This is a genomic window from Rhizobium zaerense, from assembly GCF_051810725.1.
In the GTDB taxonomy this organism is placed as follows: domain Bacteria; phylum Pseudomonadota; class Alphaproteobacteria; order Rhizobiales; family Rhizobiaceae; genus Rhizobium; species Rhizobium leguminosarum_I.
In genome coordinates this window covers 2,847,498-2,869,072 of record NZ_CM132690.1, presented here as the reverse complement: position 1 = coordinate 2,869,072, position 21,575 = coordinate 2,847,498, and the positions used below count along the sequence as shown (strand labels likewise).

At 61.3% G+C, this 21,575-nt stretch carries 22 protein-coding genes and 1 riboswitch; of the genes, 9 read left to right on the top strand and 13 right to left on the bottom strand.

Annotated elements, in window-relative coordinates; all coding sequences use genetic code 11:
• The first annotated feature begins 110 nt into the window (after positions 1-110).
• The gene (locus ACS4RR_RS13840; protein ID WP_024321788.1) at positions 111-377 is read left to right on the top strand and encodes a hypothetical protein; all 267 of its coding nucleotides are present in this window, start codon (positions 111-113) and stop codon (positions 375-377) included.
• 124 nt (positions 378-501) lie between these two features.
• Here ACS4RR_RS13840 and ACS4RR_RS13835 read toward each other — a convergent pair whose 3' ends face one another.
• Together ACS4RR_RS13835 and ACS4RR_RS13830 are read right to left on the bottom strand one after the other, a co-directional pair.
• On the bottom strand, positions 502-1,530 hold the full coding sequence (locus ACS4RR_RS13835) for a DUF1775 domain-containing protein (RefSeq protein WP_456188912.1): 1,029 nt from the start codon (positions 1,528-1,530) through the stop codon (positions 502-504).
• Between the two features lie 73 nt (positions 1,531-1,603).
• Complete coding sequence (locus tag ACS4RR_RS13830; protein WP_222385096.1) at positions 1,604-1,984, bottom strand: hypothetical protein; 381 nt, start codon at positions 1,982-1,984, stop codon at positions 1,604-1,606.
• 157 nt (positions 1,985-2,141) lie between these two features.
• Positions 2,142-2,233: riboswitch (glycine riboswitch) on the top strand.
• A 156-nt stretch (positions 2,234-2,389) separates the two neighbouring features.
• Here ACS4RR_RS13830 and gcvT point away from each other — a divergent pair.
• From gcvT to ACS4RR_RS13805, 5 genes are all read left to right on the top strand, one after another.
• Entirely contained in the window at positions 2,390-3,526 is a 1,137-nt protein-coding gene (gene gcvT, locus ACS4RR_RS13825) for a glycine cleavage system aminomethyltransferase GcvT (RefSeq protein ID WP_456188911.1), read from the top strand.
• Between the two features lie 23 nt (positions 3,527-3,549).
• A complete protein-coding gene (gene gcvH / locus ACS4RR_RS13820) occupies positions 3,550-3,912 on the top strand; it encodes a glycine cleavage system protein GcvH (RefSeq protein WP_017964444.1) in 363 nt (120 codons plus the stop codon).
• Positions 3,912-6,776 carry an aminomethyl-transferring glycine dehydrogenase gene (gene gcvP / locus ACS4RR_RS13815; protein WP_456188910.1) on the top strand — a complete coding sequence of 955 codons (2,865 nt, stop codon included), beginning with the start codon at positions 3,912-3,914 and terminating at the stop codon, positions 6,774-6,776. The genes gcvH and gcvP overlap by 1 nt, the downstream gene beginning before the upstream one ends.
• 163 nt (positions 6,777-6,939) lie before the next feature.
• Complete coding sequence (locus ACS4RR_RS13810; protein ID WP_222385098.1) at positions 6,940-7,986, top strand: glycoside hydrolase family 25 protein; 1,047 nt, start codon at positions 6,940-6,942, stop codon at positions 7,984-7,986.
• A gap of 166 nt (positions 7,987-8,152) precedes the next feature.
• Complete coding sequence (locus ACS4RR_RS13805; RefSeq protein ID WP_456188909.1) at positions 8,153-8,458, top strand: flagellar basal body rod protein FlgC; 306 nt, start codon at positions 8,153-8,155, stop codon at positions 8,456-8,458.
• Positions 8,459-8,525: 67 nt separating this feature from the next.
• On the opposite strand, the gene sufA is transcribed toward ACS4RR_RS13805, so the two are convergent.
• The 8 genes from sufA to ACS4RR_RS13765 form a co-directional block, all read right to left on the bottom strand.
• Positions 8,526-8,918: a Fe-S cluster assembly scaffold SufA gene (gene sufA / locus ACS4RR_RS13800; RefSeq protein ID WP_170255827.1), complete on the bottom strand. Its 393-nt coding sequence runs from the start codon at positions 8,916-8,918 to the stop codon at positions 8,526-8,528.
• A gap of 90 nt (positions 8,919-9,008) precedes the next feature.
• On the bottom strand, positions 9,009-9,389 hold the full coding sequence (locus ACS4RR_RS13795; protein ID WP_170255826.1) for an SUF system Fe-S cluster assembly protein: 381 nt from the start codon (positions 9,387-9,389) through the stop codon (positions 9,009-9,011).
• A 12-nt stretch (positions 9,390-9,401) separates the two neighbouring features.
• Complete coding sequence (locus tag ACS4RR_RS13790) at positions 9,402-10,643, bottom strand: cysteine desulfurase (protein WP_456188908.1); 1,242 nt, start codon at positions 10,641-10,643, stop codon at positions 9,402-9,404.
• Positions 10,644-10,655: 12 nt separating this feature from the next.
• Complete coding sequence (gene sufD, locus ACS4RR_RS13785) at positions 10,656-11,930, bottom strand: Fe-S cluster assembly protein SufD (protein ID WP_260058737.1); 1,275 nt, start codon at positions 11,928-11,930, stop codon at positions 10,656-10,658.
• Positions 11,931-11,955: 25 nt separating this feature from the next.
• The gene (gene sufC, locus ACS4RR_RS13780) at positions 11,956-12,711 is read right to left on the bottom strand and encodes a Fe-S cluster assembly ATPase SufC (RefSeq protein WP_456188907.1); all 756 of its coding nucleotides are present in this window, start codon (positions 12,709-12,711) and stop codon (positions 11,956-11,958) included.
• Positions 12,712-12,779: 68 nt separating this feature from the next.
• Complete coding sequence (locus ACS4RR_RS13775; RefSeq protein ID WP_158081411.1) at positions 12,780-12,953, bottom strand: hypothetical protein; 174 nt, start codon at positions 12,951-12,953, stop codon at positions 12,780-12,782.
• A 1-nt stretch (position 12,954) separates the two neighbouring features.
• Positions 12,955-14,424: a Fe-S cluster assembly protein SufB gene (sufB, locus tag ACS4RR_RS13770; protein ID WP_020050101.1), complete on the bottom strand. Its 1,470-nt coding sequence runs from the start codon at positions 14,422-14,424 to the stop codon at positions 12,955-12,957.
• A gap of 93 nt (positions 14,425-14,517) precedes the next feature.
• The gene (locus tag ACS4RR_RS13765; RefSeq protein WP_222385105.1) at positions 14,518-15,735 is read right to left on the bottom strand and encodes a cysteine desulfurase family protein; all 1,218 of its coding nucleotides are present in this window, start codon (positions 15,733-15,735) and stop codon (positions 14,518-14,520) included.
• Positions 15,736-15,952: 217 nt separating this feature from the next.
• On the opposite strand from ACS4RR_RS13765, the gene ACS4RR_RS13760 reads away from it, so the two are divergent.
• Together ACS4RR_RS13760 and ACS4RR_RS13755 are read left to right on the top strand one after the other, a co-directional pair.
• Entirely contained in the window at positions 15,953-16,630 is a 678-nt protein-coding gene (locus tag ACS4RR_RS13760) for an alpha/beta hydrolase (RefSeq protein ID WP_003559715.1), read from the top strand.
• A gap of 144 nt (positions 16,631-16,774) precedes the next feature.
• The gene (locus ACS4RR_RS13755; RefSeq protein WP_162117079.1) at positions 16,775-17,950 is read left to right on the top strand and encodes an acyltransferase family protein; all 1,176 of its coding nucleotides are present in this window, start codon (positions 16,775-16,777) and stop codon (positions 17,948-17,950) included.
• A 13-nt stretch (positions 17,951-17,963) separates the two neighbouring features.
• On the opposite strand, the gene ACS4RR_RS13750 is transcribed toward ACS4RR_RS13755, so the two are convergent.
• Positions 17,964-18,503 (bottom strand): GNAT family N-acetyltransferase, encoded by a 540-nt coding sequence (locus tag ACS4RR_RS13750; RefSeq protein ID WP_170255820.1) that lies wholly within the window; start codon positions 18,501-18,503, stop codon positions 17,964-17,966.
• On the bottom strand, positions 18,500-19,618 hold the full coding sequence (locus ACS4RR_RS13745) for an anhydro-N-acetylmuramic acid kinase (protein ID WP_170278164.1): 1,119 nt from the start codon (positions 19,616-19,618) through the stop codon (positions 18,500-18,502). The genes ACS4RR_RS13750 and ACS4RR_RS13745 overlap by 4 nt, the downstream gene beginning before the upstream one ends.
• A gap of 128 nt (positions 19,619-19,746) precedes the next feature.
• Here ACS4RR_RS13745 and tyrS point away from each other — a divergent pair, with 128 nt between their 5' ends.
• Positions 19,747-21,003, top strand: coding sequence for a tyrosine--tRNA ligase (tyrS, locus tag ACS4RR_RS13740; RefSeq protein WP_170278165.1), 1,257 nt, complete (start codon positions 19,747-19,749; stop codon positions 21,001-21,003).
• Positions 21,004-21,064: 61 nt separating this feature from the next.
• Here the strand turns inward: tyrS and ACS4RR_RS13735 are convergent, their stop codons facing one another.
• Positions 21,065-21,385, bottom strand: a complete 321-nt coding sequence (locus ACS4RR_RS13735) for a hypothetical protein (RefSeq protein ID WP_162117076.1) — start codon at positions 21,383-21,385, stop codon at positions 21,065-21,067.
• Positions 21,386-21,575 lie beyond the last annotated feature (190 nt).

Genomic DNA, 21,575 nt, shown 5'->3' with positions numbered 1-21,575 from the left:
CCGCGTTGCGAAAGTGATTCCAATCGAGCTCATATGAATTCTTACCATTTTGTAAAATGCCAATGATTTTCTTATGAGGGCACCAAGATCATGCCGATACGGTGACTGGCATGACCCAGCTCCTGTCCGTATCGGCCAATACCGCCGCCATTGCTTTCGAGTCGCTGCGAATCCCGCAGCGTGTCGCGACGAGCACTGCGGCGCGCGACGCACGGCGCGTTGCCGACCGGCAGTTGAAGGCCGAAGGCACTGAGGAAATAGACGAGCCCTCCAGCATCATCCAGTCGACCGAAGTGGCACTCGACCTGATGGCCAAGGGCAACCGCCAGCCGCAGGCCGGCCTGAAACAGGCGCTGCGATCCTACGAAGATTTCTGAGGCGATCGCCTTCCAAACGAAAGCCCGCGACCGCGATGGCAGTCGCGGGCTGTTTGTTTTATCGACAGCGCCGCGCGTCCTTTAAGACGCGCAAAGGGCGCTGTAGCACTTTGAATCGCTGCTCTCACTTGCCCTGGCCGGAGAGCACCTGCAGGACCAGATCGACTTTGCCGGCCTTTTCGAAGGTCAGCGTCACAGGAACCGTGTCGCCCTGCTTGAACGGCGTCTTCACCTTCTGGAACATCAGATGCAGGTTGCCGGGCTCAAGCTTGATCGTCTCGCCCGCGGCGATGGCGATACCGTCCTTCAGCTGGCGCATCCGCATGACGTTATCCTTGGTCTCCATCTCGTGGATCTGAACCTCGCCTGATACAGGCGACGTCACGGACAGCAAGCGATCGTCCGTCTTGCCGTTGTTTTTCACCATGAAAAAGCCGCCGCCGACCGGCTGGCCGGGCAGCATTGCCTTGGCGAACCCGCCGGAGATTTCGAGATCGCCGGCCTTGACCGTTTCGCCAGCCGGTGTAGCAGCGCCCATGCCCGCCGTCCCGCTCATGTTCATACCGGACATGTCCATGCCGGCCATATCGTCATGGTCGTGACCGTGGTCTTCGCCGGCCATGACCTTCAAAAGCGGTGCCGGGCTTTTCAGCCCGTGCGCATCGCCGCCTTCTTTTGCCACCTGGTCCCAGGCCGTGACCATATCGCCGCACATCTGCGTCACCGGAAAGGCGAGCGAGGTGCCGGCCTCGACGCCTGATACTTTACCCTGGATGACGAAGGTGTCGTAGAATTCGTCGGCGAGATTGCCGTTCTTCCAGCGCACTTCGATCGCGCCCTTGTTCACCTTGTCGCCGTGATTGTCGTAGGTCTTCTGATAGTCGCCCTTGATCACCTCGAGCTCCCAGCCGGCCTTCGGTTGCGGTTTGGCGAAGACGAAGCCTTCCGGCAGCTTGACCCGCACTTCCGTGGTCGCCTTGCCGTCGCAGCCGTGCGGCACCTGCAGCGTGGCGAGAATGGTGCTCTCCTGCGTCGCTTGCTTGTCGAGGAAGCTCACATGGGCCTCGGCGCCGGCAATGGCGGTTGCGAAAAGAAGGGCGGCAAGCCCTAGCGTTTTGCCGAATGTCTTGCCAAAAGTCTTGATGGTCTTCATCGGATATCTCCTCACCGGCCGCGGTATTTTCTCGGGCGGACCGGCATGCTGAATCATAGGCGGTGGAGGAAGATCAGACGAGAATGGGAGGCGCGCGCGAATTCGGCCGCCAGACGGCGCTTGCGCCTGAAACGGCCGATGTTTCGATCGGCGCGTTGATCAGCGCAGCGAGTTCGCGCTCGAGCCAAGAGTCCGCATCCGGCGTCGGCAGGATGGTGGAGACCGACAGCCGGCAGGCTTCGCAATTCGGCTTGAAGGCGATGGTCTTGCCGTCGGCATCCTTGACGGTGACGCAGAGCGAGGCGAAGGTGCCGTCGGGCAGCACATAGGCCGCGGCATCGTAGCCTTCGGCAGCGACAGCCTGCGGCGCCTGATGGGCAAGGCCGAGCAAAAGCAGGCTCAATGCGCAAAGCATGCGCAGGAAGAGCGTCGCTTTCAGTCCGGTCTGCCGCATGAGATCCCCTTCAACAGAAGGCCGCGATAGCCGGTTTTAGCACGGAATGCAAAAGCAGATTTGCCTGAGATCAATGCTTGCTGGGAATAAGACGACAAAAATTTGCCCGGTCACGACATTTGGTCTTGCCAAGTGCTGCACCCACCGGATAATTGCGCCAACCTTGTTGGGAGAAGCCGGTGCTTTTGCCCCGGTGCCGAAGGAGCAACCGCCCCGGAAACTCTCAGGCAAAAGGACCAGCAAGGGGCAGACGGAACTCTGGAGAGAAGCGTTCTCGAAACGCTCGCCGAAGGGATAACAATCTCAGGCACAGGGACAGAGGGGGCTCAGGAGAGAAGTGCGCAACCGCGCCTTCAGATTTGAGCCCGCGCCTTCTGGGGAAGGCGCAAACCCCGGAGGCGTCTTTTGGACGATACTGCTGCCCTGAAGAAAACCCCGCTGCATGCCCTGCATCTTTCGCTTGGCGCCCGCATGGTGCCGTTCGCGGGCTATGACATGCCGGTGCAATATCCCGCCGGCGTGATGAAGGAACATCTTCACACCCGCGCCGAAGCCGGTCTCTTCGATGTCTCCCATATGGGCCAGGTCATCGTGAAGGCGAAATCGGGCAGCTACGAAGATGCGGCGCTAGCGCTCGAAAGCCTGGTGCCGGTCGATATCCTTGGCCTTGCCGAAGGCCGCCAGCGCTACGGCTTTTTCACCGACGATACCGGCTGCATTCTCGACGACCTGATGATCACCCATCTCGACGACCACCTTTTCGTCGTCGTAAATGCCGCCTGCAAGGAAGCCGATGTAGCCCATCTCAAGGCCCATATCGGCGACCAGTGCGATGTCACCGTCCTCGACCGCGCCTTGATCGCGCTGCAGGGACCACGCGCGGTCGAGGTTCTTGCCGAACTCTGGGCCGATGTCGCGGCAATGAAATTCATGGACGTGCGCCACTGCCGCCTGCACGATGTTTCCTGTCTGGTCTCGCGCTCCGGCTATAGCGGCGAGGACGGCTTCGAGATCTCGATTCCATCAGACAAGGCCGAAGATGTCACCATGCGGTTGCTCGAACATCCCGACGTCCAGGCGATTGGCCTCGGCGCCCGCGATTCGCTGCGCCTCGAAGCTGGTCTCTGCCTCTATGGCAACGATATCGACACGACCACCTCGCCGGTCGAGGCAGCGCTGGAATGGGCCATGCAGAAGGCAAGGCGCGGCAACGGTGCGCGCGCCGGCGGCTTCCCGGGCTCCGGCCGCATCCTGTCCGAACTCGAAAACGGCGCCGCGCGCCGCCGCGTCGGCCTGAAGCCGGAAGGCAAGGCGCCGGTGCGCGGCCATGCCAAGCTCTATGCCGATGCTGAGGGCAAGGTCGAAATCGGCGAAGTCACATCAGGCGGCTTCGGTCCCAGCGTCGAAGGCCCCGTCGCCATGGGATACGTGCCGGTCTCCCACGCTGCGCCGGGCACGCTCGTCTACGCCGAGGTGCGCGGCAAATATCTGCCGATCACCGTCAGCGCCCTGCCCTTCGTCACACCGACCTACAGACGCTAAACCTTTTCCAGAGAGGACGAACAATGCTGAAATTTACCGAAGAACACGAATGGCTGAAGATCGAAGGCGGCGTTGCGACGGTCGGCATCACCAACTATGCCGTCGATCAGCTCGGCGACCTGGTTTTCGTCGAGTTGCCGGAAGTCGGAGCGACCTTCTCCAAGAACGGCAATGCCGCGACCGTTGAATCCGTCAAGGCTGCTTCCGACGTCTATTGTCCCCTTGATGGCGAGATCACCGAGGTCAATCCGGCCATCGTTGCAGATCCGTCGCTGGTCAATTCCGATCCTCAGGGCGCCGGCTGGTTCTTCAAGCTGAAGCTTGCAAATGCTGCCGACGCCGATGGCCTGCTCGACGAGGCGGCCTACAAGGAGCTCACTGCGTAATGACGACGCCGACAGAATTCCAGTTCACCGACTACCAGCCTTACGATTTCGCCAATCGCCGTCATATCGGCCCCTCGCCGGCCGAGATGACCGACATGCTGAAGGTGATCGGCTATAACAGCCTCGACGGCCTGATCGACGCGACGTTGCCGCCCTCGATCCGCCAGAAGGAGCCGCTCGTCTGGGGCGCGCCGATGACCGAGCGCGAGGCGCTCGACAAGCTGCGCGAGACCGCGAACAAGAACAAGGTGCTGGTCTCGCTGATCGGCCAGGGTTACTACGGCACCATCACGCCGCCGGTCATCCAGCGCAACATCCTGGAAAACCCCGCCTGGTACACCGCCTATACGCCTTATCAGCCGGAGATCAGCCAGGGCCGCCTGGAAGCGCTGTTGAACTACCAGACGATGATCTGCGACCTGACCGGCCTCGACGTCGCCAACGCCTCGCTGCTCGACGAGGCAACCGCCGCCGCCGAAGGCATGGCGATCGCCGAGCGCGTCGCCAAGTCGAAAGCGAAGGCCTTCTTCGTCGATGCAGACTGCCATCCGCAGACCATCTCCCTCATCCGCACCCGCGCCGAGCCGCTCGGCTGGAGCGTCATCGTCGGCAATCCCTTCACCGATCTCGATCCCGTCGACGTCTTCGGCGCGATCTTCCAGTATCCCGGCACGCACGGTCACGTGCATGATTTCACTGGCCTGATCTCGCGCCTGCACCAGACCGGCGCCATTGCCGTGGTCGCCGCTGATATCCTGGCGCTGACGCTGCTGAAATCGCCCGGCGAAATGGGTGCCGATATCGCCGTCGGCTCCTCGCAGCGCTTCGGTGTCCCGGTTGGCTACGGCGGCCCGCATGCAGCCTATATGTCGGTCAAGGATACCATCAAGCGCTCCATGCCCGGCCGCCTCGTCGGCGTTTCCGTCGATGCCCGCGGCAATCGCGCCTATCGCCTGTCGCTGCAGACCCGCGAACAGCATATCCGCCGCGAGAAGGCGACGTCGAACATCTGCACCGCCCAGGTGCTGCTTGCCGTCATGGCCTCGATGTATGCCGTCTTCCACGGCCCGAAGGGCATCAAGGCGATCGCCCAGCAGGTGCACCAGAAGGCCGTGCTGATGGCCAAGGGGCTGGAAAAGCTCGGTTACAAGGTCGAACCCGACACCTTCTTCGACACCATCACCGTCGACGTCGGCCACATGCAGGGTCTGATCATGCGTGCCGCCGTCGCCGAAGGCGTCAATCTGCGCAAGGTCGGCGAAACGAAAATCGGCATGAGCCTCGACGAACGCACCCGGCCGGCGACGCTCGAAGCCGTCTGGCGCGCCTTCGGCGGCAATTTCACCATTGCCGATTTCGAGCCCTCCTATCGCCTGCCGAAGGGCCTGCTCAGAACCAGCGATTACCTCGCCCATCCGATCTTCCACATGAACCGCGCCGAAAGCGAGATGACGCGTTATATCCGCCGGCTTTCCGATCGCGACTTGGCGCTCGACCGCTCGATGATCCCGCTCGGCTCCTGCACGATGAAACTCAACGCGACGGCGGAAATGCTGCCGATCACCTGGCCGGAATTTTCCGACATCCATCCCTTCGTGCCGGCTGATCAGGCACTCGGCTACCGCGAGATGATCGACGACCTGATCGAAAAGCTCTGCGCCGTCACCGGCTACGACGCCTTCTCCATGCAGCCGAATTCCGGCGCGCAGGGCGAATATGCCGGCCTGCTGACCATCCGCAACTATCATATCGCCAATGGCGATAGCCATCGCGACGTCTGCCTGATCCCGACCTCGGCACACGGCACCAACCCGGCCTCGGCCCAGATGGCCGGCATGAAGGTGGTCGTCGTCAAGGTGCGCGAAAACGGCGATATCGATCTTGACGATTTCCGCGCCAAGGCGGAGCAGCACGCCGAGAACCTCGCCTGCTGCATGATCACCTACCCTTCGACGCATGGCGTCTTCGAGGAGACCGTCAAGGAAATCTGCGATCTCGTGCATGAGCATGGCGGCCAGGTCTATCTCGACGGCGCCAACATGAATGCCATGGTCGGCCTGTCCCGCCCCGGTGACATCGGCTCCGACGTTTCGCATCTCAACCTGCACAAGACCTTTTGCATTCCGCATGGCGGCGGCGGACCCGGCATGGGCCCGATCGGCGTCAAGGCGCATCTGGCACCCTATCTGCCCGGCCATCCCGAAACCGACGGGCGTTCGGGTGCGGTTTCAGCCGCCGCCTTCGGCTCGGCCTCGATCCTGCCGATCTCCTGGAGCTATTGCCTGATGATGGGCGGCGAAGGCCTGACGCAGGCAACCAAGGTGGCGATCCTCAACGCCAACTATATCGCCGCCCGGTTGAAGGGCGCCTATGACGTGCTCTACAAATCGGAGACCGGCCGCGTCGCGCATGAATGCATCATCGACACCCGCCCACTGGTCGACAGCGCGGGCGTCACGGTCGACGACGTCGCCAAGCGCCTGATCGACTGCGGCTTTCACGCGCCAACCATGAGCTGGCCGGTCGCCGGCACGCTGATGATCGAGCCGACGGAAAGCGAGACCAAGGCCGAACTCGACCGTTTCTGCGAGGCGATGCTGGCGATCCGCGAGGAAGCCCGCGCCATCGAGGATGGCCGCATGGACAAGGTGAACAACCCGCTGAAGAACGCCCCGCACACGGTGGAAGATCTCGTCGGCGAATGGGATCGTCCTTACAGCCGCGAACAGGCCTGCTTCCCGCCCGGCGCCTTCCGCGTCGACAAATACTGGTCGCCGGTCAACCGCGTCGACAACGTCTATGGCGACCGCAACCTGATCTGCACCTGCCCGCCGGTGGAAAGCTACGCCGAGGCGGCGGAGTAGCAGCCATTCGGCAAGCCCTTCCCACGAGTTGGGAGGGGCTTGCCGCTTCTGGGGCAGAAGGATCAAATTTAACCTTTCTTAGCAAGTCTCTGTTAGCAATTCAGAAAGGCGGCTTCCATCAACATGGATCACCGCTGGTCCCTTGTTTTGCGTGCAGGTTCTCATGCGTCCCTCGGCAGTGCCAGCAATCCTCCTCGCCGCCCTGCTCCTGTCGGGATGCGCTGCCAGTTCTGGCGCCGAAGATGTGCTGGGCAACGTGCCATCGCCGGAAACGACCAATGCCATCGCGCAGCCGAGCGGCCCGATCCCTGCCGCCGCTGTTGGTGATCCTGCGCCGCAGGCAAGCCCGCCACAGCAGGCGTTGAGCTGGGCAGGACAAGTTCCCGAGCCGCAGGCGCTCGTGCCCGCAGACAGGCCGGTCGGGATGCCGCTGCCGACGGAGAAGCCGGTCGCCCTGCTGATGCCGGCCAATCCCGCGGGCGATGCAATGCCCGATGTCGCCGCGAGATCGCCGACACGCGGGCAGATTTACGGCCACCGCTTCCGTGATGCCAAGCCCATCAACTTCGGCTCCACCTCGCCGCGAAAGCTTGCCGTGCACGGCGTCGACGTGTCGCGCTGGCAGGGCGAGATCGACTGGGAGACGCTGCGCAGGCAAGGCGCCAATTTCGTCTACATCAAGGCCACGGACGGCGGCGACCATCTTGATCCGATGTTCAAGAAGAACTGGCGCCGGGCCAAGGAAGCCGGCCTGAAACACGGCGCCTATCATTTCTTTTATTGGTGCCGGACCGCCGGCGAACAGGCCGACTGGTTCATCCGCAACGTGCCCAGGGAAGCAAATGCCCTTCCGCCTGTTATCGACGTCGAATGGAACGGCGAATCGAGCTGCAAGCGGCGCATTTCCCCCGCCCGCGTCCGGGAAAAGATGCAGGTTTTCATGGACAAGCTGGAACGCCATTACGGCCAGCGCCCGATCATCTACACGGCGCCGGACTTCTACCGCGATAATTTGAAGGGCCAAATGCTCGACTATCCCTTCTGGCTGCGCTCGGTGGCCGCTCATCCCTCCAAGGTGTACCCCGGCCGCAAGTGGCTGTTCTGGCAGTATTCCGGCTCCGGCCTTTCCGAAGGCGTTGACGGCAAGATCGACCTCAACGTGTTCAACGGCAACGAAAACGATTGGCACGACTGGGTGGCGACGCGATAGCGACGCTGCCCATGGTTCTGCGCCCCTCCGATATCCTTCCGTGCCGATCCGAAACAGATGGACGGCAAGACGCGCTCAGCTATGGGTCTTTGCTAATGCAATGCCTTCAGCATTTCCTAAACCCTCGCATCTACAAGGTTACCATCCAGTTCTGGGGAAACGGCTGATGGGCATATCGGGCATTGCGAGCACTGCTCTTTCGGGGATGCGAGCACAGACGACGCGTGTCGGCGCAATTGCCAACAACATCGCCAATAGCAGCACGCCGGGCTATGCCAGGCTGAACACCAGCCTCACCTCCGTTGTGTCAGGCGGCGTCCAGGCCATCGTCAGCCCGACGGCATCCGATGTCGATCCGGCCACCGAGCTGACCGATCTGATCGAAGCCGAGCAGACCTACAAGGCGAACGCCGTGGTCTTCGAAACCGGCGCCGACATGTGGGAAATGCTTATGAGCATCAAGCGCGACTGAGCACGCCCCGATTTCATCGAGAATTGGCTGGCTGAGATTTTCCCGCCAGCCTGAAAGGGCGCGACTATCAGGAGTGCGCCGGCTCGACCTGGCGCTGGGCGGCAAGGGCCGCCAGATCGGCAGGCTTCAGTTCGACGGATTCACCGCAGCCGCAGGCCGAGGTCTGGTTCGGATTGGTGAAGGTGAAGCCGGAGCGCAGCGTCGTCGTCTCGAAACCCATTTCGGTGCCGAGCAGATAAAGGGCTGCCGACGGCTCAACCCAGACTTTGGCGCCGTCGCGCTCGATCAAATCGTCCTTGGCATTGGGCTCGGTCACCAGGTCAATGGTATATTCCATCCCGGCGCAGCCGCCCTTCTTGATGCCGACGCGAATGCCTTTGGCATCCGATCCTGAGTTCTCGACGATCGCCTTGACGCGGGCCGCGGCACCGTCCGTCATGCTCATGATTGCAAAGCCCATCGGCTCATTCTCCTTCCGCAACCGGGGTCAAGATCCGGTGCATCGTGATTCAAATGTAGTCGTCCGAGGTAAACGGATCAATACCGTCGGTCAGTACCAGCCGACGGCGACCTGCGCCTCTTCGGACATACGATCCGGCGTCCACGGCGGATCGAAGGTCATGGCTACCTCGACGCCGGACACGCCTTCGACGGCACCGACGGCATTTTCGACCCAGCCGGGCATCTCGCCGGCAACCGGGCACCCGGGTGCGGTCAGCGTCATCATGATCTTCACCATCCGGTCCTCTTCGATGTCGATCTTGTAGATCAGACCCAGCTCGAAGATGTCGGCTGGAATTTCCGGATCGTAGACGGTCTTCAGCGCGCTGATGACGTCGTCGCTCAGCCGCGCCAGTTCATCGGCCGGAATGCTGGAATGCACGATGCCTTCGCGCACGTCGATCTTCTGTTCGCTTTCGTCCAGGCTCATCACGGACACTCCTCAAGCAAAGAACTTGCGCGCATATTCAAGCGCATCGGCCAGGGCATCGACCTCGGCGCGGGTATTGTACATGCCGAAGGATGCACGGCATGTGGAGGTGACGCCGAAGCGTTTCAAGAGCGGCATGGCGCAATGCGTGCCGGCCCTGACCGCAATACCCTGCCGGTCGATCACCATCGAGACGTCATGGGCATGGATACCGGCAAGCTCGAAGGAAAAGATGCTTCCCTTGTCGGGTGCCGTCCCGAAGACGCGCAGCGAATTAACGGATTTCAGCCGCTCGATCGCATAGGCGGCAAGATCGGCCTCATGGCGGGCGATCGCCTCGCGGCCAACCTTCTCCATGTAGTCGAGCGCGTAACCGAGCCCGATCGCCTGCACGATCGGCGGCGTGCCGGCCTCGAAGCGATGCGGCGGGTCGTTATAAGTGACCATATCCTCGGCGACCTCGAAGATCATCTCCCCGCCGCCCTGGAACGGCCGCATCTCGAAAAGCCGCTCCTTCTTGCCGTAGAGCACGCCGATGCCCGACGGGCCGTAGAGTTTGTGACCGGTCATGACGTACCAGTCGCAATCGATATCCTGCACGTCGACAGGCAGATGCACGGCGCCCTGGCTGCCGTCGATCAGCACCGGGATGCCGCGTTCGTGCGCGATCCGGCAGACTTCCTTGACGGGAACGATGGTGCCGAGCGCATTCGACATATGGGTGATGGCAACGAGCTTGGTGCGCTCCGTCAGGCTTTTCTCGAAATCCTCGATATGGAAGGCGCCCTCGTCGTCAACGGGCACCCAGACGAGTTTGGCCCCCTGCCGCTCGCGGATGAAGTGCCAGGGCACGATGTTGGAATGGTGCTCCATAATCGTCAGCACGATCTCGTCGCCTTCACCGATCTTCGGCATGCCCCAGCCATAGGCAACGGTGTTGATCGCTTCCGTCGAATTCTTGGTGAAGACGATGTCGTTCACCGAAGGCGCATTGAGGAAGCGACGGACCTTCTCGCGCGCTGCCTCATAGGCATCCGTCGCTGCATTCGAGAGATAGTGCAGGCCACGATGCACATTGGCATATTCATGGCTATAGGCATGCGAGATGGCGTCGATCACCACCTGCGGCTTCTGCGCTGATGCGCCGTTGTCGAGATAGACCAGCGGCTTGCCATACACCGTCTCCGCCAGGATCGGAAAATCCCGACGGATGGCTTCGACGTCGTATTGCGTGGCCGGCACGATCTTGTCCATTGATATATCCGATCAGGCGTGCTTTTCGAGCCAGGCCGAAATCACGCCTTCAAGCGCCTCGACCAGGTCCTCATCTTCCAGTTCCTCGACGATTTCGGCGACGAAGGCGTTGACGAGCATCGCCCGCGCCTTGTTCTCCGGAATGCCGCGCGCCATCATGTAATAGAGATGGTTGGCGTCGATATCGGTCACCGTGGCGCCATGGCCGCACTGGACGTCGTCGGCGAAGATTTCGAGTTCGGGCTTGACCGAGAATTCGGCATCGTCGGACATCAGCAACGTGTTGCAGGCCATCTTGGCATCGGTCTTCTGCGCATCGGGCGCGACCCGGATCATGCCCTGGAACACACCTTTGGCGCGGTCGAAGACGACGTTGCGGATCACTTCGGTCGAGCCGGTATTCGGCACGTCGTGGCCGAGCACCATCGTCACATCGGTATGCGTGTCGCCGCCGAGCAGATTGATGCCGCGCAGCGTCAGGTCTGCGCCCTCGCCCGTCACCTTGATGTTGAGCTCCTGGCGCACCAGCCTGCCGCCGGCATTGATGACGAAAAGCCGAAGCTTGGCGTCGGCGCCGAGATCGATGCGGATCTGGCCGAGATGCGTATCGTCGGCTCCCTGCTGCTGCAATATGATCCAGGTCAGCTCCGTGCCCTCGCCGACAACGATGTCACTGACGTGAGACACAAAGGCTGCGTCGCCAGTCACCGCAAGGTGACGCTCGATGACGGTCGCCTTGACGTTTGCGCCGAAGGAAACAGGAAGACGCGTGTGCGTCTGCCCACCGGCATGGATGAACTGGATTTCGAGCGGGTTTTCAAGCTCGGTATCGGCAGGCACGTCGACGACATAGCCGTCGCGCACGAAGCTGCCATTGATGCGGCCGACCGCGTCGTCGCTGCCGAGCGCATCCAGGCCGTCCGCGGCGGAGCCGTCGAGCAGACGTTCGGAATAGGGCGAAACGCCAAGGCCGTCAGCGGCAGCCTTCTGGTTGGAATGGCCCTGAATCACCGCCAGCACCGTGGCATCAGCAACGAGCGGCTCCAAAGCGTCCGAGCCGGCATCACCCGCCTGCGACGGGACAGTGCGCAAAAGATTCTTGAGGTCGGTATAGTGCCAAGCCTCGATCCGGCGCGTCGGCAGGCCGGCCTTCTTCAGGTCGTCGAGAAGCCGGTCGCGCAGTGCCGTCACCGCGCCATTGCCCGGCAGTTCGCCGATCTGCTGATTGAAGGCCTCGATCAGCGCCGTCTCGGCCGCAGTCAGGCGGCTCGTCGTCTGCATATTCATGGACGTCGTCCTTTCCACCCGAAACTCAGGCCGCCGTGCCGATGATGTCGGCATAGCCGTTGGCTTCCAGCTCATGCGCCAGCGTCTTGTCACCCGACTTGATCACCTGGCCCTTGTAGAGCACGTGGACGGTATCCGGCACGATGTAGTCGAGCAGGCGCTGGTAGTGGGTGATGACCACGACCGCGCGGTCCGGCGAACGCAGCGCGTTGACGCCGTCGGCGACGATCTTCAGCGCGTCGATGTCGAGCCCGGAATCGGTTTCGTCGAGCACGCAGAGCTTCGGTTCGAGCAGCGCCATCTGCAGGATCTCGGCGCGCTTCTTCTCGCCGCCGGAGAACCCGACGTTCAGCGGCCGCTTCAGCATCTCGGTATTGATCTGCAGCTTGCCGGCTGCATCCTTGACGCGGCGCATGAAGTCCGGCGTCGTCAGCTCGTCCTCGCCGCGCGCCTTGCGCTGCTCGTTCATCGCCACCTTCAGGAACTGCATGGTGGCAACACCCGGGATTTCGACCGGGTACTGGAAGGCGAGGAAGATGCCCTTGGAGGCGCGTTCGGAGGGATCAAGCTCGAGAATGCTCTCGCCATTGTAGAGAATGTCACCCTCGGTGACTTCGTAATCGCTGCGGCCGGACAGCACATAGGAGAGCGTCGACTTGCCGGAGCCGTTCGGCCCCATGATCGCGGCAACCTCGCCGGCTTTCACGGTCAGGTTCAAGCCACGGATGATCTCGGTGCGGTCTTCGGCGATGCGGGCATGGAGGTTCTTGATTTCAAGCATTTCGTTTTTCCTGTGTACTCGGGCACAAGCGACCCAGCGTCTGTACAAAAGTGGATGTGAAGATCAGTTTATAAGAGGCGCTTAAGTGCCACAAAGGCAATAAGCACCATGGCGGCTCCCGCAATGCTCATTATCCAGCTCATTCTCTCCGCGTTCGGCCGTTTGCGGCGAAAAACGAAAAGACTGGCAACCGCCACGCCAATCGGTGTGGCCACCTGATCAATAAACTGCGCAGTTTCCATGTCAGCCGACCGAGCCTTCTAGCGAGATGCTGATCAGCTTCTGCGCCTCGACGGCGAATTCCATCGGCAGTTCCTGCAGCACTTCCTTGACGAAACCGTTGACGATCAGGGCGATCGCCGCTTCGGTCGGGATGCCGCGCTGCAAGCAGTAGAACAGCTGGTCCTCGGAGATCTTTGAGGTCGTCGCCTCATGCTCGAACTGCGCCGTCGAATTCTTCGCCTCGATGTAGGGCACGGTATGGGCGCCGCACTTGTCGCCGATCAGCAACGAATCGCACTGGGTGAAGTTGCGCGCATTCGATGCCTTGCGGTGAGCCGAGACCTGGCCGCGATAGGTGTTGTTGGAAACGCCGGCGGCAATGCCCTTGGAGACGATGCGGCTCGACGTGTTCTTGCCGAGATGGATCATCTTGGTGCCGCTGTCGATCTGCTGATGGCCATTCGAAACGGCGATCGAGTAGAATTCGCCGCGGCTGTCGTCGCCGCGCAGGATGCAGGACGGATATTTCCAGGTGATCGCCGAGCCGGTTTCGACCTGCGTCCAGGAAATCTTCGAGCGGTCGCCACGGCAATCGCCGCGCTTGGTGACGAAGTTGTAAATGCCGCCCTTGCCGTTCTTGTCGCCGGGATACCAGTTCTGCACCGTCGAATACTTGATCTCGGCATCGTCGAGCGCAACCAGCTCGACCACGGCGGCATGCAGCTGGTTTTCATCGCGCTGCGGCGCCGTGCAGCCTTCGAGATAGGAGACGTAGGCGCCCTCTTCCGCGATGATCAGCGTGCGCTCGAACTGGCCGGTGCCCTTCTCATTGATGCGGAAATAGGTCGACAGCTCCATCGGGCAACGAACGCCCTTCGGCACGAAAACGAAGGAACCGTCGGTAAAGACCGCCGAATTGAGCGTCGCATAGTAGTTGTCGCTGGTCGGAACGACGGAACCGAGGTACTTCTTCACCAGTTCCGGATACTCGCGGATGGCTTCCGAGATCGACATGAAGATCACGCCGGCCTTCTTCAACTCTGCCTTGAATGTGGTGACGACCGAGACGCTATCGAAAACGGCGTCGACCGCGATCTTCGGCTTCTCGACGCCGGCAAGGATCTCCTGCTCACGCAGCGGGATGCCGAGCTTTTCGTAAACCTTCAACAGCTCCGGATCGACATCGTCGAGCGACTTCGGACCCGGCGTGCTCTTCGGTGCGGCGTAATAATAGATGTCGTTGAAATCGATCTTCGGATAGTTGACGCGCGCCCAGGTCGGCTCTTCCAGCGTCAGCCAGCGCCGATAGGCCTCGAGACGCCATTCCAGCATCCATTCCGGCTCCTGCTTCTTGGCCGAAATGAAGCGGATGATATCCTCGGACAGGCCTTTCGGCGCCTTGTCCATCTCGATGACGGTCTCGAAACCGTATTTGTACTGATCCACATCGATCAGGCGCACCCGGTCGATTGTTTCCTGCACGGCAGCCATCTCATTCTCCAATCTCGCCGGATACAAGGTCCGGCAGCTTGTAGCGTTGGGGCAATTATCTTGCCCTTTATGTAAGAGGCCAAAAGGGACTTTTCAGCCCGATTGGCAAGCGGAAATTTGCGTTTCCGCAAGTTTTGGCACGGGGCAAACGGCCTCGCCAGCCGACCTGCGTCGGTTGGCGATCTTCGCGAAAGCCGCAATCGCCCTGTCGACATCCTCTTCCGTTGTCGAAAAGCCAAGCGAGATGCGCAGTGCCCCGAGCTTGGCGTCACGGCCCATCGCCGTCAGCACATGGCTTTCGCCGAGCCGGCCGGATGAGCAGGCCGAGCCTGCGGAAAGGGCAACGCCTTCGAGATCGAAAGCGATCTGTCCGGTCTCGGCCTTCAGCCCCGGCAGAGTGAAGAAGACCGTATTGGCGACTCGCTCGCCGCCCTCGCCGTGGATCATCACATCGGCTGCCGCCTCACGCATGCCGGCTTCCAAGCGCTCGCGTAGCGCACCGATGGCCGCATTGCGCGCCTCGAGTTCGTCGGCCGCGGCTTCTGCCGCTGCGCCGAAGCCGATCAGCGCCAGCGAATTCTGTGTCCCTGAGCGGTGACCCCGCTCCTGCCCGCCACCCTGGATCAGCGGCCTGGGCATCAGCGCCTCACCGCGCGCAATGAGCGCGCCCGCTCCCTTCGGCCCGCCGATCTTGTGCGAGGAAACAATAATGAAATCGGCGCCGATCTTTTCGATGTCAAGCGCGATGCGGCCGGCAGCCTGCACGGCATCGACCACGAAGAGGCCGCCATGGGCGTGGACGATCCTTGCCGCCGCCTCAACCGGCTGGACGATGCCGGTCTCATTGTTGACGAGCATGACGGCGACCATCGGCAGGCCGGCGGCCTTGTCATGCGCATCGAGCAGCTTGGAGAGTGCGTCGAGATCGACGACACCGGCTTCCGTCACCGGGATCTCCTTCATACTCTCCCTGGCGAAGCGGCCGCCTTCGCGCACCGCGGGATGCTCAATCGCCGAAAAATAGAGATGGCCAAGCCGAAGCGGCGTGCGGCCCATGCGGAAATCCGGCGTCAGCACCAGATTGGCGGCCTCGGTCGCGCCGCTGGTAAAGACCACATTGCCGGCATCTGTGCCGGCAAATGCCGCCACCTTGCGTCGTGCGCCTTCGATGGCGGCACGCGCCGCGCGACCCTCTCCGTGCACACTGTTCGGATTGCCAAACACGTCCATGGCGCGCATGATCGCCGCGCGTGCTGCGGGGTGCAGCGGCGCTGTGGCATTCCAGTCGAGATAAAGGCGTGGCGGCGCCATGATCTTCAGTCCTGCGCTTGACGAGCTTGCTTCAGCGGCCGCGGTTCATTTTTCTTGAAATTTCCGCCGGGCTTGCCTTATGACACGTTCCACGATGCGTGGATCGCCATGCAAGTTTCGAATTGTTCTAAACTGCGTTTTAGAAAAGCTGACAACACTAGTCAAGTCATGTTGTCGTCCAACGCAGCGCGAACGCGAAATAAAACCCGGAGTACCAATGCCCGAAGTTATTTTCAACGGCCCAGCCGGCCGTCTTGAAGGCCGCTACCAGCCCTCCAAGGAAAAAAGCGCGCCCATCGCCCTGATTCTGCATCCGCATCCGCAGTTCGGCGGCACGATGAACAATCAGATCGTCTATCAGCTCTTCTACATGTTCCAGAAGCGCGGGTTCACGACGCTGCGCTTCAACTTCCGGGGCATCGGCCGCAGCCAGGGTGAATTCGACCACGGCGCCGGCGAACTCTCGGATGCCGCCTCGGCGCTCGACTGGGTGCAGAGCCTGCATCCCGATTCCAAGACCTGCTGGGTCGCCGGTTATTCCTTCGGCTCCTGGATCGGCATGCAGTTGTTGATGCGCCGGCCGGAGATCGAAGGCTTCATGTCGATCGCCCCGCAGCCGAACACCTACGACTTCTCCTTCCTGGCGCCCTGCCCGTCTTCCGGCCTGATCATCAACGGTGAGGCCGACAAGGTGGCGCCGGAAAAGGATGTCAATGGCCTTGTGGAGAAACTGAAGACCCAGAAGGGCATCCTCATTACCCATCGCACAGTTGCCAACGCCAACCACTTCTTCAACGGCCAGGTGGAAACGCTGATGGGCGAATGCGAGGACTATCTCGACCGGCGCCTCAACGGCGAACTGGTGCCGGAACCGGCCGCCAAGCGGATCCGCTGACACCACGAAATCCAGGCGTCATCGATGCCGTGACGGCCCGGAACACAACCGGGCCGGATGTGCCAGAACAGATCACCTATCGAGTTGCAATCCATATTGCAGTGCGGTAGGGTCCTCGCGATCCTAACAAAAGCGAGGTCCGCAATGACCAAGTCGTTCGGGGAAGTCCTGGATAAGTATAGGGGTATTGGTCCGGGGTTCGATTTTCTTCGAATAGGGCTCGCCTTTTCCATCGTATTGACCCATTCCTTTTTGTTAACCGAGAACACTGACTTCATCAGGGGGTCGGTATTCTGGTTTACTGAATACGCTCTTGTTCCGATGTTCTTCGCTTTGAGCGGATTTCTGATCGCCGGCAGCGCACAGCGCCTGAGCCTCCGCAATTTCCTGATCAACCGAGGCTTGCGCATCGTCCCGGCCCTTGCGGTCGATATCGTCGTCTGCTCGTTGATTATCGGGCCGATCATTACGGTCGTGTACCACGCCGAATATTTTACCGATCAGCGGTTTTTCAAATACTTCCTGAATATCGTCGGCTGGATCCATTACGAGCTGCCGGGCGTCTTCCAGGATAATCCGAGCCAGCGCGTCAACGGCGCTCTCTGGACGGTTCCCTGGGAAATCTTCTGCTACATCATCATGTCGTTCCTGATGATCACCGCCATCGTCAAGACGCGCTACAAGCTGCTCGCGGTGACGATCGCTTACATCGTCATCGGCCTTATTGTGCAGAAGATGCCCCATCTGTTGCCTGATACAATCAAGCCGATCGCGCGCTTCCTGTTCATGAGCCGAGGTTCCCAGCTGATAACGGCCTTCATGATGGGCATCGTCGCCTTTCAGTTCAAAGCGGTCATTCCGCATTCCCGATGGCTGTTCGCCGCCGCCTGCCTGGTTTGCATCGTTGCTATCCTCACCCTGGACAGCCGGGCGACGGAGTCGGTGATGAACCGGCCCCTGGTCATCACCTCTCTCGTTTACATCACCGTCTTCGTCGGTCTGTCCGAGGTGCCCATCCCGGCCTTTTTCAGGAAAGGCGACTATTCCTACGGAGTCTATCTCTATCACGACCCGTTTTTGCAGATCTGGATCAGCTCGTTCCCGTCGGTTTTCCTCTATCCGAAATATGGTGCGCTGGCGCTCTACCTCGTCGGCCTGCCATCGGCTCTCGCCGTTGCGGTGCTGTCCTGGCATTTCATCGAGAAGCCGATCCTCGGCCTGCGCAAGAAGTTCTCCTTTATCGCCCAGGTCAGGGGCGTCGAGGATGGCCATCAGGCTGGACGCGAATCCAACGTCCGGCCGGTCGCTGTAAAGAGTTAGAGGCCTTTCCTGGTCAGGAAAGGCTCTCAGGCTTTGCCGGCCGCATCTCGGCGGTGAGCTCGAAAGCCGAGTCCAGCACTCCATCGATGAGGATCGGCGCGCTTTCGCGCATGCCGATCTTCCTCAGCACACGCTGCGAAGCGATGTTGTCGGGATGCGTGAAGGCAATGAAGCCCTGCGCAAACTGCCTTTCGAAGAACCAGTCAGCCAGCACGCTCGCCGCTTCCGTTGCCAGGCCTTTGCCCCACGCCTCCTCGCGCAGGGAGTAGCCGAGTTCGAATTGCTCGTTCCTGAACTTTGAGATCCCGGCACGGCCGAGAAACTGACCATCTTCGGCCAGGAGCTTGTATTTGGTCGTGCCGTCGCGCGCCTGCTCCTCGAACCAGCCGCGCAGCCGCTCTTCAGCCTTCTCCAGGCTCCACGGCGCATTGCCGGACAGATATCGAGTCGTCGCCATCGTCGAATGCAGCTGCTGCACCAGGGCAGCATCGCCTTCGTCCCACATGACGAAGCGCATCCGGGACGTCTTGAGAATGACCGTCTCCGACATCATGCCTCCACGATGACGCCGCCGCTGACCGGGGCGGCCACCCCTGTCGTGCCGGGAAATGTCAGCGGCAGCCCGTGCAGCGAGCGGACGGCGAGATAGGCCCAGGCCTCGGCCTCGATCGCATCGCCGTCAAAGCCCGCCTCCTCGGCGCTCAATATTCTCGATCCCAGCCCTCCGGCCATGGCCGAGAACTCCGCCATCACGGTGGCATTCAGCCGCCCGCCGCCGCAGACGATATAGATCGCTGGGGTCTCGGGCAGGAATCCGGCAGATTTGATGATCGAGGCAGCCGCGACATGCGCCAGCGTCCGGGCGCCGTCTTCAAGGCTCGCCTCCTCCGACCGAAGCGGCGCGAAATCGCCGCGGTCCAGCGACCGGCGGATATTGCCGCGGAAGAACTGGCTTTGCAGATAACGCTCCGCCAGGCCGGCCACGACCTTGCCGCGCCCACCGATTTCGCCGCCGGGATCATAGGTTCTGCCGGTTTGCATCTCCACCCACTGGTCGATCAGCGTATTGCCGGGACCGCTGTCGAAGGCCGATATCCGGCCGTCGGTGCCGATAAAGGTCAGATTGGAGATGCCGCCGATATTGACGAAGCAGACCGCCTGTCCCTGCTGCTGGAATTTTCCCGCAAGTGCGGCGTGATAGGCCGGCACCAGTGGCGCGCCCTGCCCGCCATGGACCATGTCGTTGGCGCGCATGTCGTAGACCACCGATATCCCGGTTCTCTTCGCAAGTTCCTGCCCATCGCCGATCTGGATCGTCAGTGCCTCATCAGGGCGATGGAGCACCGTCTGGCCATGGAAGCCGAGAACATCGACGCCAGCGGCGGAAAGCCCGAAACGCTCCAGGAATGCCGTTACGGCAGTTGCATGCCGCAAGGTAAGTTCAAGCTCGATGTCACGAAGCTCGGCGGGTCGTTGGCTCCTGTCGCTCAGCAGACATGCGATTTCCAGCGCCCGTTTGAGCCGACCGCGAAAATCGGCGTCATAGGGCACGCCCATGAACGGCCCGCGCTCGATGAAGCCGCGGCCGTCGGTCCTGATCAGCGCGACGTCGATTCCGTCCATCGACGTGCCGCTCATCAGACCGATCGCGGTCCTGATGACATCCATGAGGCTTCCTTCCCGCGATTCCCGGATGCACTTTGATAAAAACAGTGCTAAACGCGCCGCGACAGATCAACAACAACGAACTTGCGCGAGGCCGGATGGGCGAGCGCAGATATCAAGAGACGAAACCCATGTCCGAGTTCAAGTCCGATTTCCTCCGCACGCTGAAAGAGCGCGGCTTCATTCATCAGGTCTCCGATGAAAGCGGCCTCGATAACCTGTTCGCCAAGGAAACCGTGACGGCCTATATCGGCTTCGATCCGACGGCGCCCAGCCTGCATGCCGGCTCGCTGATCCAGATCATGATGCTGCACTGGATGCAGAAGACCGGTCACCGCGCCATCTCGCTGATGGGCGGCGGCACCGGCATGGTCGGCGATCCCTCCTTCAAGGAAGAAGCGCGCCAGCTCATGACCGTCGATACGATCGAAAGCAACATCGCCTCGATCAAGCGCGTCTTCTCCAACTACCTGAACTACGGCGACGGTCCCAAGGACGCGCTGATGATCAACAATGCCGAATGGCTGCGCTCGCTGAACTATCTCGAATTCCTGCGCGACGTCGGCAAGCACTTCTCGGTCAACCGCATGCTGTCCTTCGACAGCGTCAAGACGCGTCTCGACCGCGAACAGTCACTGTCCTTCCTGGAATTCAACTACATGATCCTCCAGGCCTACGACTTCGTCGAGCTTGCCAAGCGCTACGACTGCCGCCTGCAGATGGGCGGTTCGGACCAGTGGGGCAATATCGTCAACGGCATCGATCTCGGTCACCGCATGGGCACACCGCAGCTCTATGCGCTGACATCGCCGCTGCTGACGACATCGTCGGGCGCCAAGATGGGCAAGTCGGCGACGGGCGCTGTCTGGCTGAATGCTGACATGCTCTCGGCTTACGATTTCTGGCAGTACTGGCGCAACACCGAGGATGCCGACGTCTCGCGCTTCCTGAAGCTCTACACCACGCTGCCGATGGATGAAATCGCCCGTCTCTCGGCACTCGGCGGTTCGGAGATCAACGAGGTCAAGAAGATCCTTGCGACCGAGGTAACGGCAATCCTGCACGGTCGCGAGGCCGCTGAACAGGCCGCCGAAACGGCGCGCAAGACCTTCGAGGAAGGCGGCCTCTCGGAAAACCTGCCGTCGGTCGACGTGCCCGCCTCCGAGCTCGACGCCGGCATCGGCCTGCTGTCGCTGATCGTTCGCGCCGGCCTTGCCTCATCGAACGGCGAAGCCCGCCGTCACGTCCAGGGCGGCGCCGTCCGCATCAACGACGAGGCGGTCAGCGACGAGCGCAAGATGATCGGCAGCGGCGAAATCACGACCGACGGCGTCATCAAGCTTTCGCTCGGCAAGAAGAAGCACATCCTGATCCGCCGCGCGGCGTAAGCGGCTTCAATTCCGAACCGATATCAAAGCCGGCGCCTGCGCCGGCTTCTTCTTTGCCTCACTATTCGGGTCGGCGAGCAAGATCATTCAGCTCAACGCCGGCATTTCGGGTCATCTCGTCTGGTTTCTTAAGAAGATAGCCGGGTGGATCGACGCTTGAAGCGGGCTTCACCCGCGACCACCAGCTGATCGAGAAGATCGGCGGCGTCATTTCCGCGTCCAGAGGGACCATCAGGACGTGGTCGGAACGGATGACCGCCTCCTGCGATTTCAGCCGTACGCCCTTTTCCGCGGAAAGCGACACGTCGGCAATCGTGACGGCCATCATCGCGGCCGATGCGAAAGAAACTGTCCGGGCGCACTGCATGGCATCCTCCGACATTGCACCGGCCGTTGCTTCCTGGCCGGGACAGTATAGTACATCAGATTTTCCTAAAATAGGCAAAGCATCAATGCCGGATTTGTCAGCCTGGCTTGGAATTGGCTTTGTCGTGGCGGAGCCCACGCATTTCTCTACTGCGAAGCGCCACGACCCGCATAACGAATACTTTGTCGGAACCTTTTCCGCCCGC

Coding starts and splice junctions, on each gene's coding strand:
- ACS4RR_RS13750 (WP_170255820.1), bottom strand. CDS start 18,503: ATGATGTCGGAGACGGTCATTCTCAAGACGTCCCGGATGCGCTTCGTC.
- ACS4RR_RS13835 (WP_456188912.1), bottom strand. CDS start 1,530: ATGAAGACCATCAAGACTTTTGGCAAGACATTCGGCAAAACGCTAGGG.
- ACS4RR_RS13840 (WP_024321788.1), top strand. CDS start 111: ATGACCCAGCTCCTGTCCGTATCGGCCAATACCGCCGCCATTGCTTTC.
- ACS4RR_RS13790 (WP_456188908.1), bottom strand. CDS start 10,643: ATGGACAAGATCGTGCCGGCCACGCAATACGACGTCGAAGCCATCCGT.
- ACS4RR_RS13805 (WP_456188909.1), top strand. CDS start 8,153: ATGGGCATATCGGGCATTGCGAGCACTGCTCTTTCGGGGATGCGAGCA.
- sufD (WP_260058737.1), bottom strand. CDS start 11,930: ATGAATATGCAGACGACGAGCCGCCTGACTGCGGCCGAGACGGCGCTG.
- ACS4RR_RS13830 (WP_222385096.1), bottom strand. CDS start 1,984: ATGCGGCAGACCGGACTGAAAGCGACGCTCTTCCTGCGCATGCTTTGC.
- ACS4RR_RS13810 (WP_222385098.1), top strand. CDS start 6,940: ATGCGTCCCTCGGCAGTGCCAGCAATCCTCCTCGCCGCCCTGCTCCTG.
- ACS4RR_RS13745 (WP_170278164.1), bottom strand. CDS start 19,618: ATGGATGTCATCAGGACCGCGATCGGTCTGATGAGCGGCACGTCGATG.
- gcvP (WP_456188910.1), top strand. CDS start 3,912: ATGACGACGCCGACAGAATTCCAGTTCACCGACTACCAGCCTTACGAT.
- sufC (WP_456188907.1), bottom strand. CDS start 12,711: ATGCTTGAAATCAAGAACCTCCATGCCCGCATCGCCGAAGACCGCACC.
- tyrS (WP_170278165.1), top strand. CDS start 19,747: ATGTCCGAGTTCAAGTCCGATTTCCTCCGCACGCTGAAAGAGCGCGGC.
- sufB (WP_020050101.1), bottom strand. CDS start 14,424: ATGGCTGCCGTGCAGGAAACAATCGACCGGGTGCGCCTGATCGATGTG.
- ACS4RR_RS13735 (WP_162117076.1), bottom strand. CDS start 21,385: ATGTCGGAGGATGCCATGCAGTGCGCCCGGACAGTTTCTTTCGCATCG.
- ACS4RR_RS13755 (WP_162117079.1), top strand. CDS start 16,775: ATGACCAAGTCGTTCGGGGAAGTCCTGGATAAGTATAGGGGTATTGGT.
- ACS4RR_RS13775 (WP_158081411.1), bottom strand. CDS start 12,953: ATGGAAACTGCGCAGTTTATTGATCAGGTGGCCACACCGATTGGCGTG.
- ACS4RR_RS13795 (WP_170255826.1), bottom strand. CDS start 9,389: ATGAGCCTGGACGAAAGCGAACAGAAGATCGACGTGCGCGAAGGCATC.
- sufA (WP_170255827.1), bottom strand. CDS start 8,918: ATGGGCTTTGCAATCATGAGCATGACGGACGGTGCCGCGGCCCGCGTC.
- ACS4RR_RS13765 (WP_222385105.1), bottom strand. CDS start 15,735: ATGGCGCCGCCACGCCTTTATCTCGACTGGAATGCCACAGCGCCGCTG.
- ACS4RR_RS13760 (WP_003559715.1), top strand. CDS start 15,953: ATGCCCGAAGTTATTTTCAACGGCCCAGCCGGCCGTCTTGAAGGCCGC.
- gcvH (WP_017964444.1), top strand. CDS start 3,550: ATGCTGAAATTTACCGAAGAACACGAATGGCTGAAGATCGAAGGCGGC.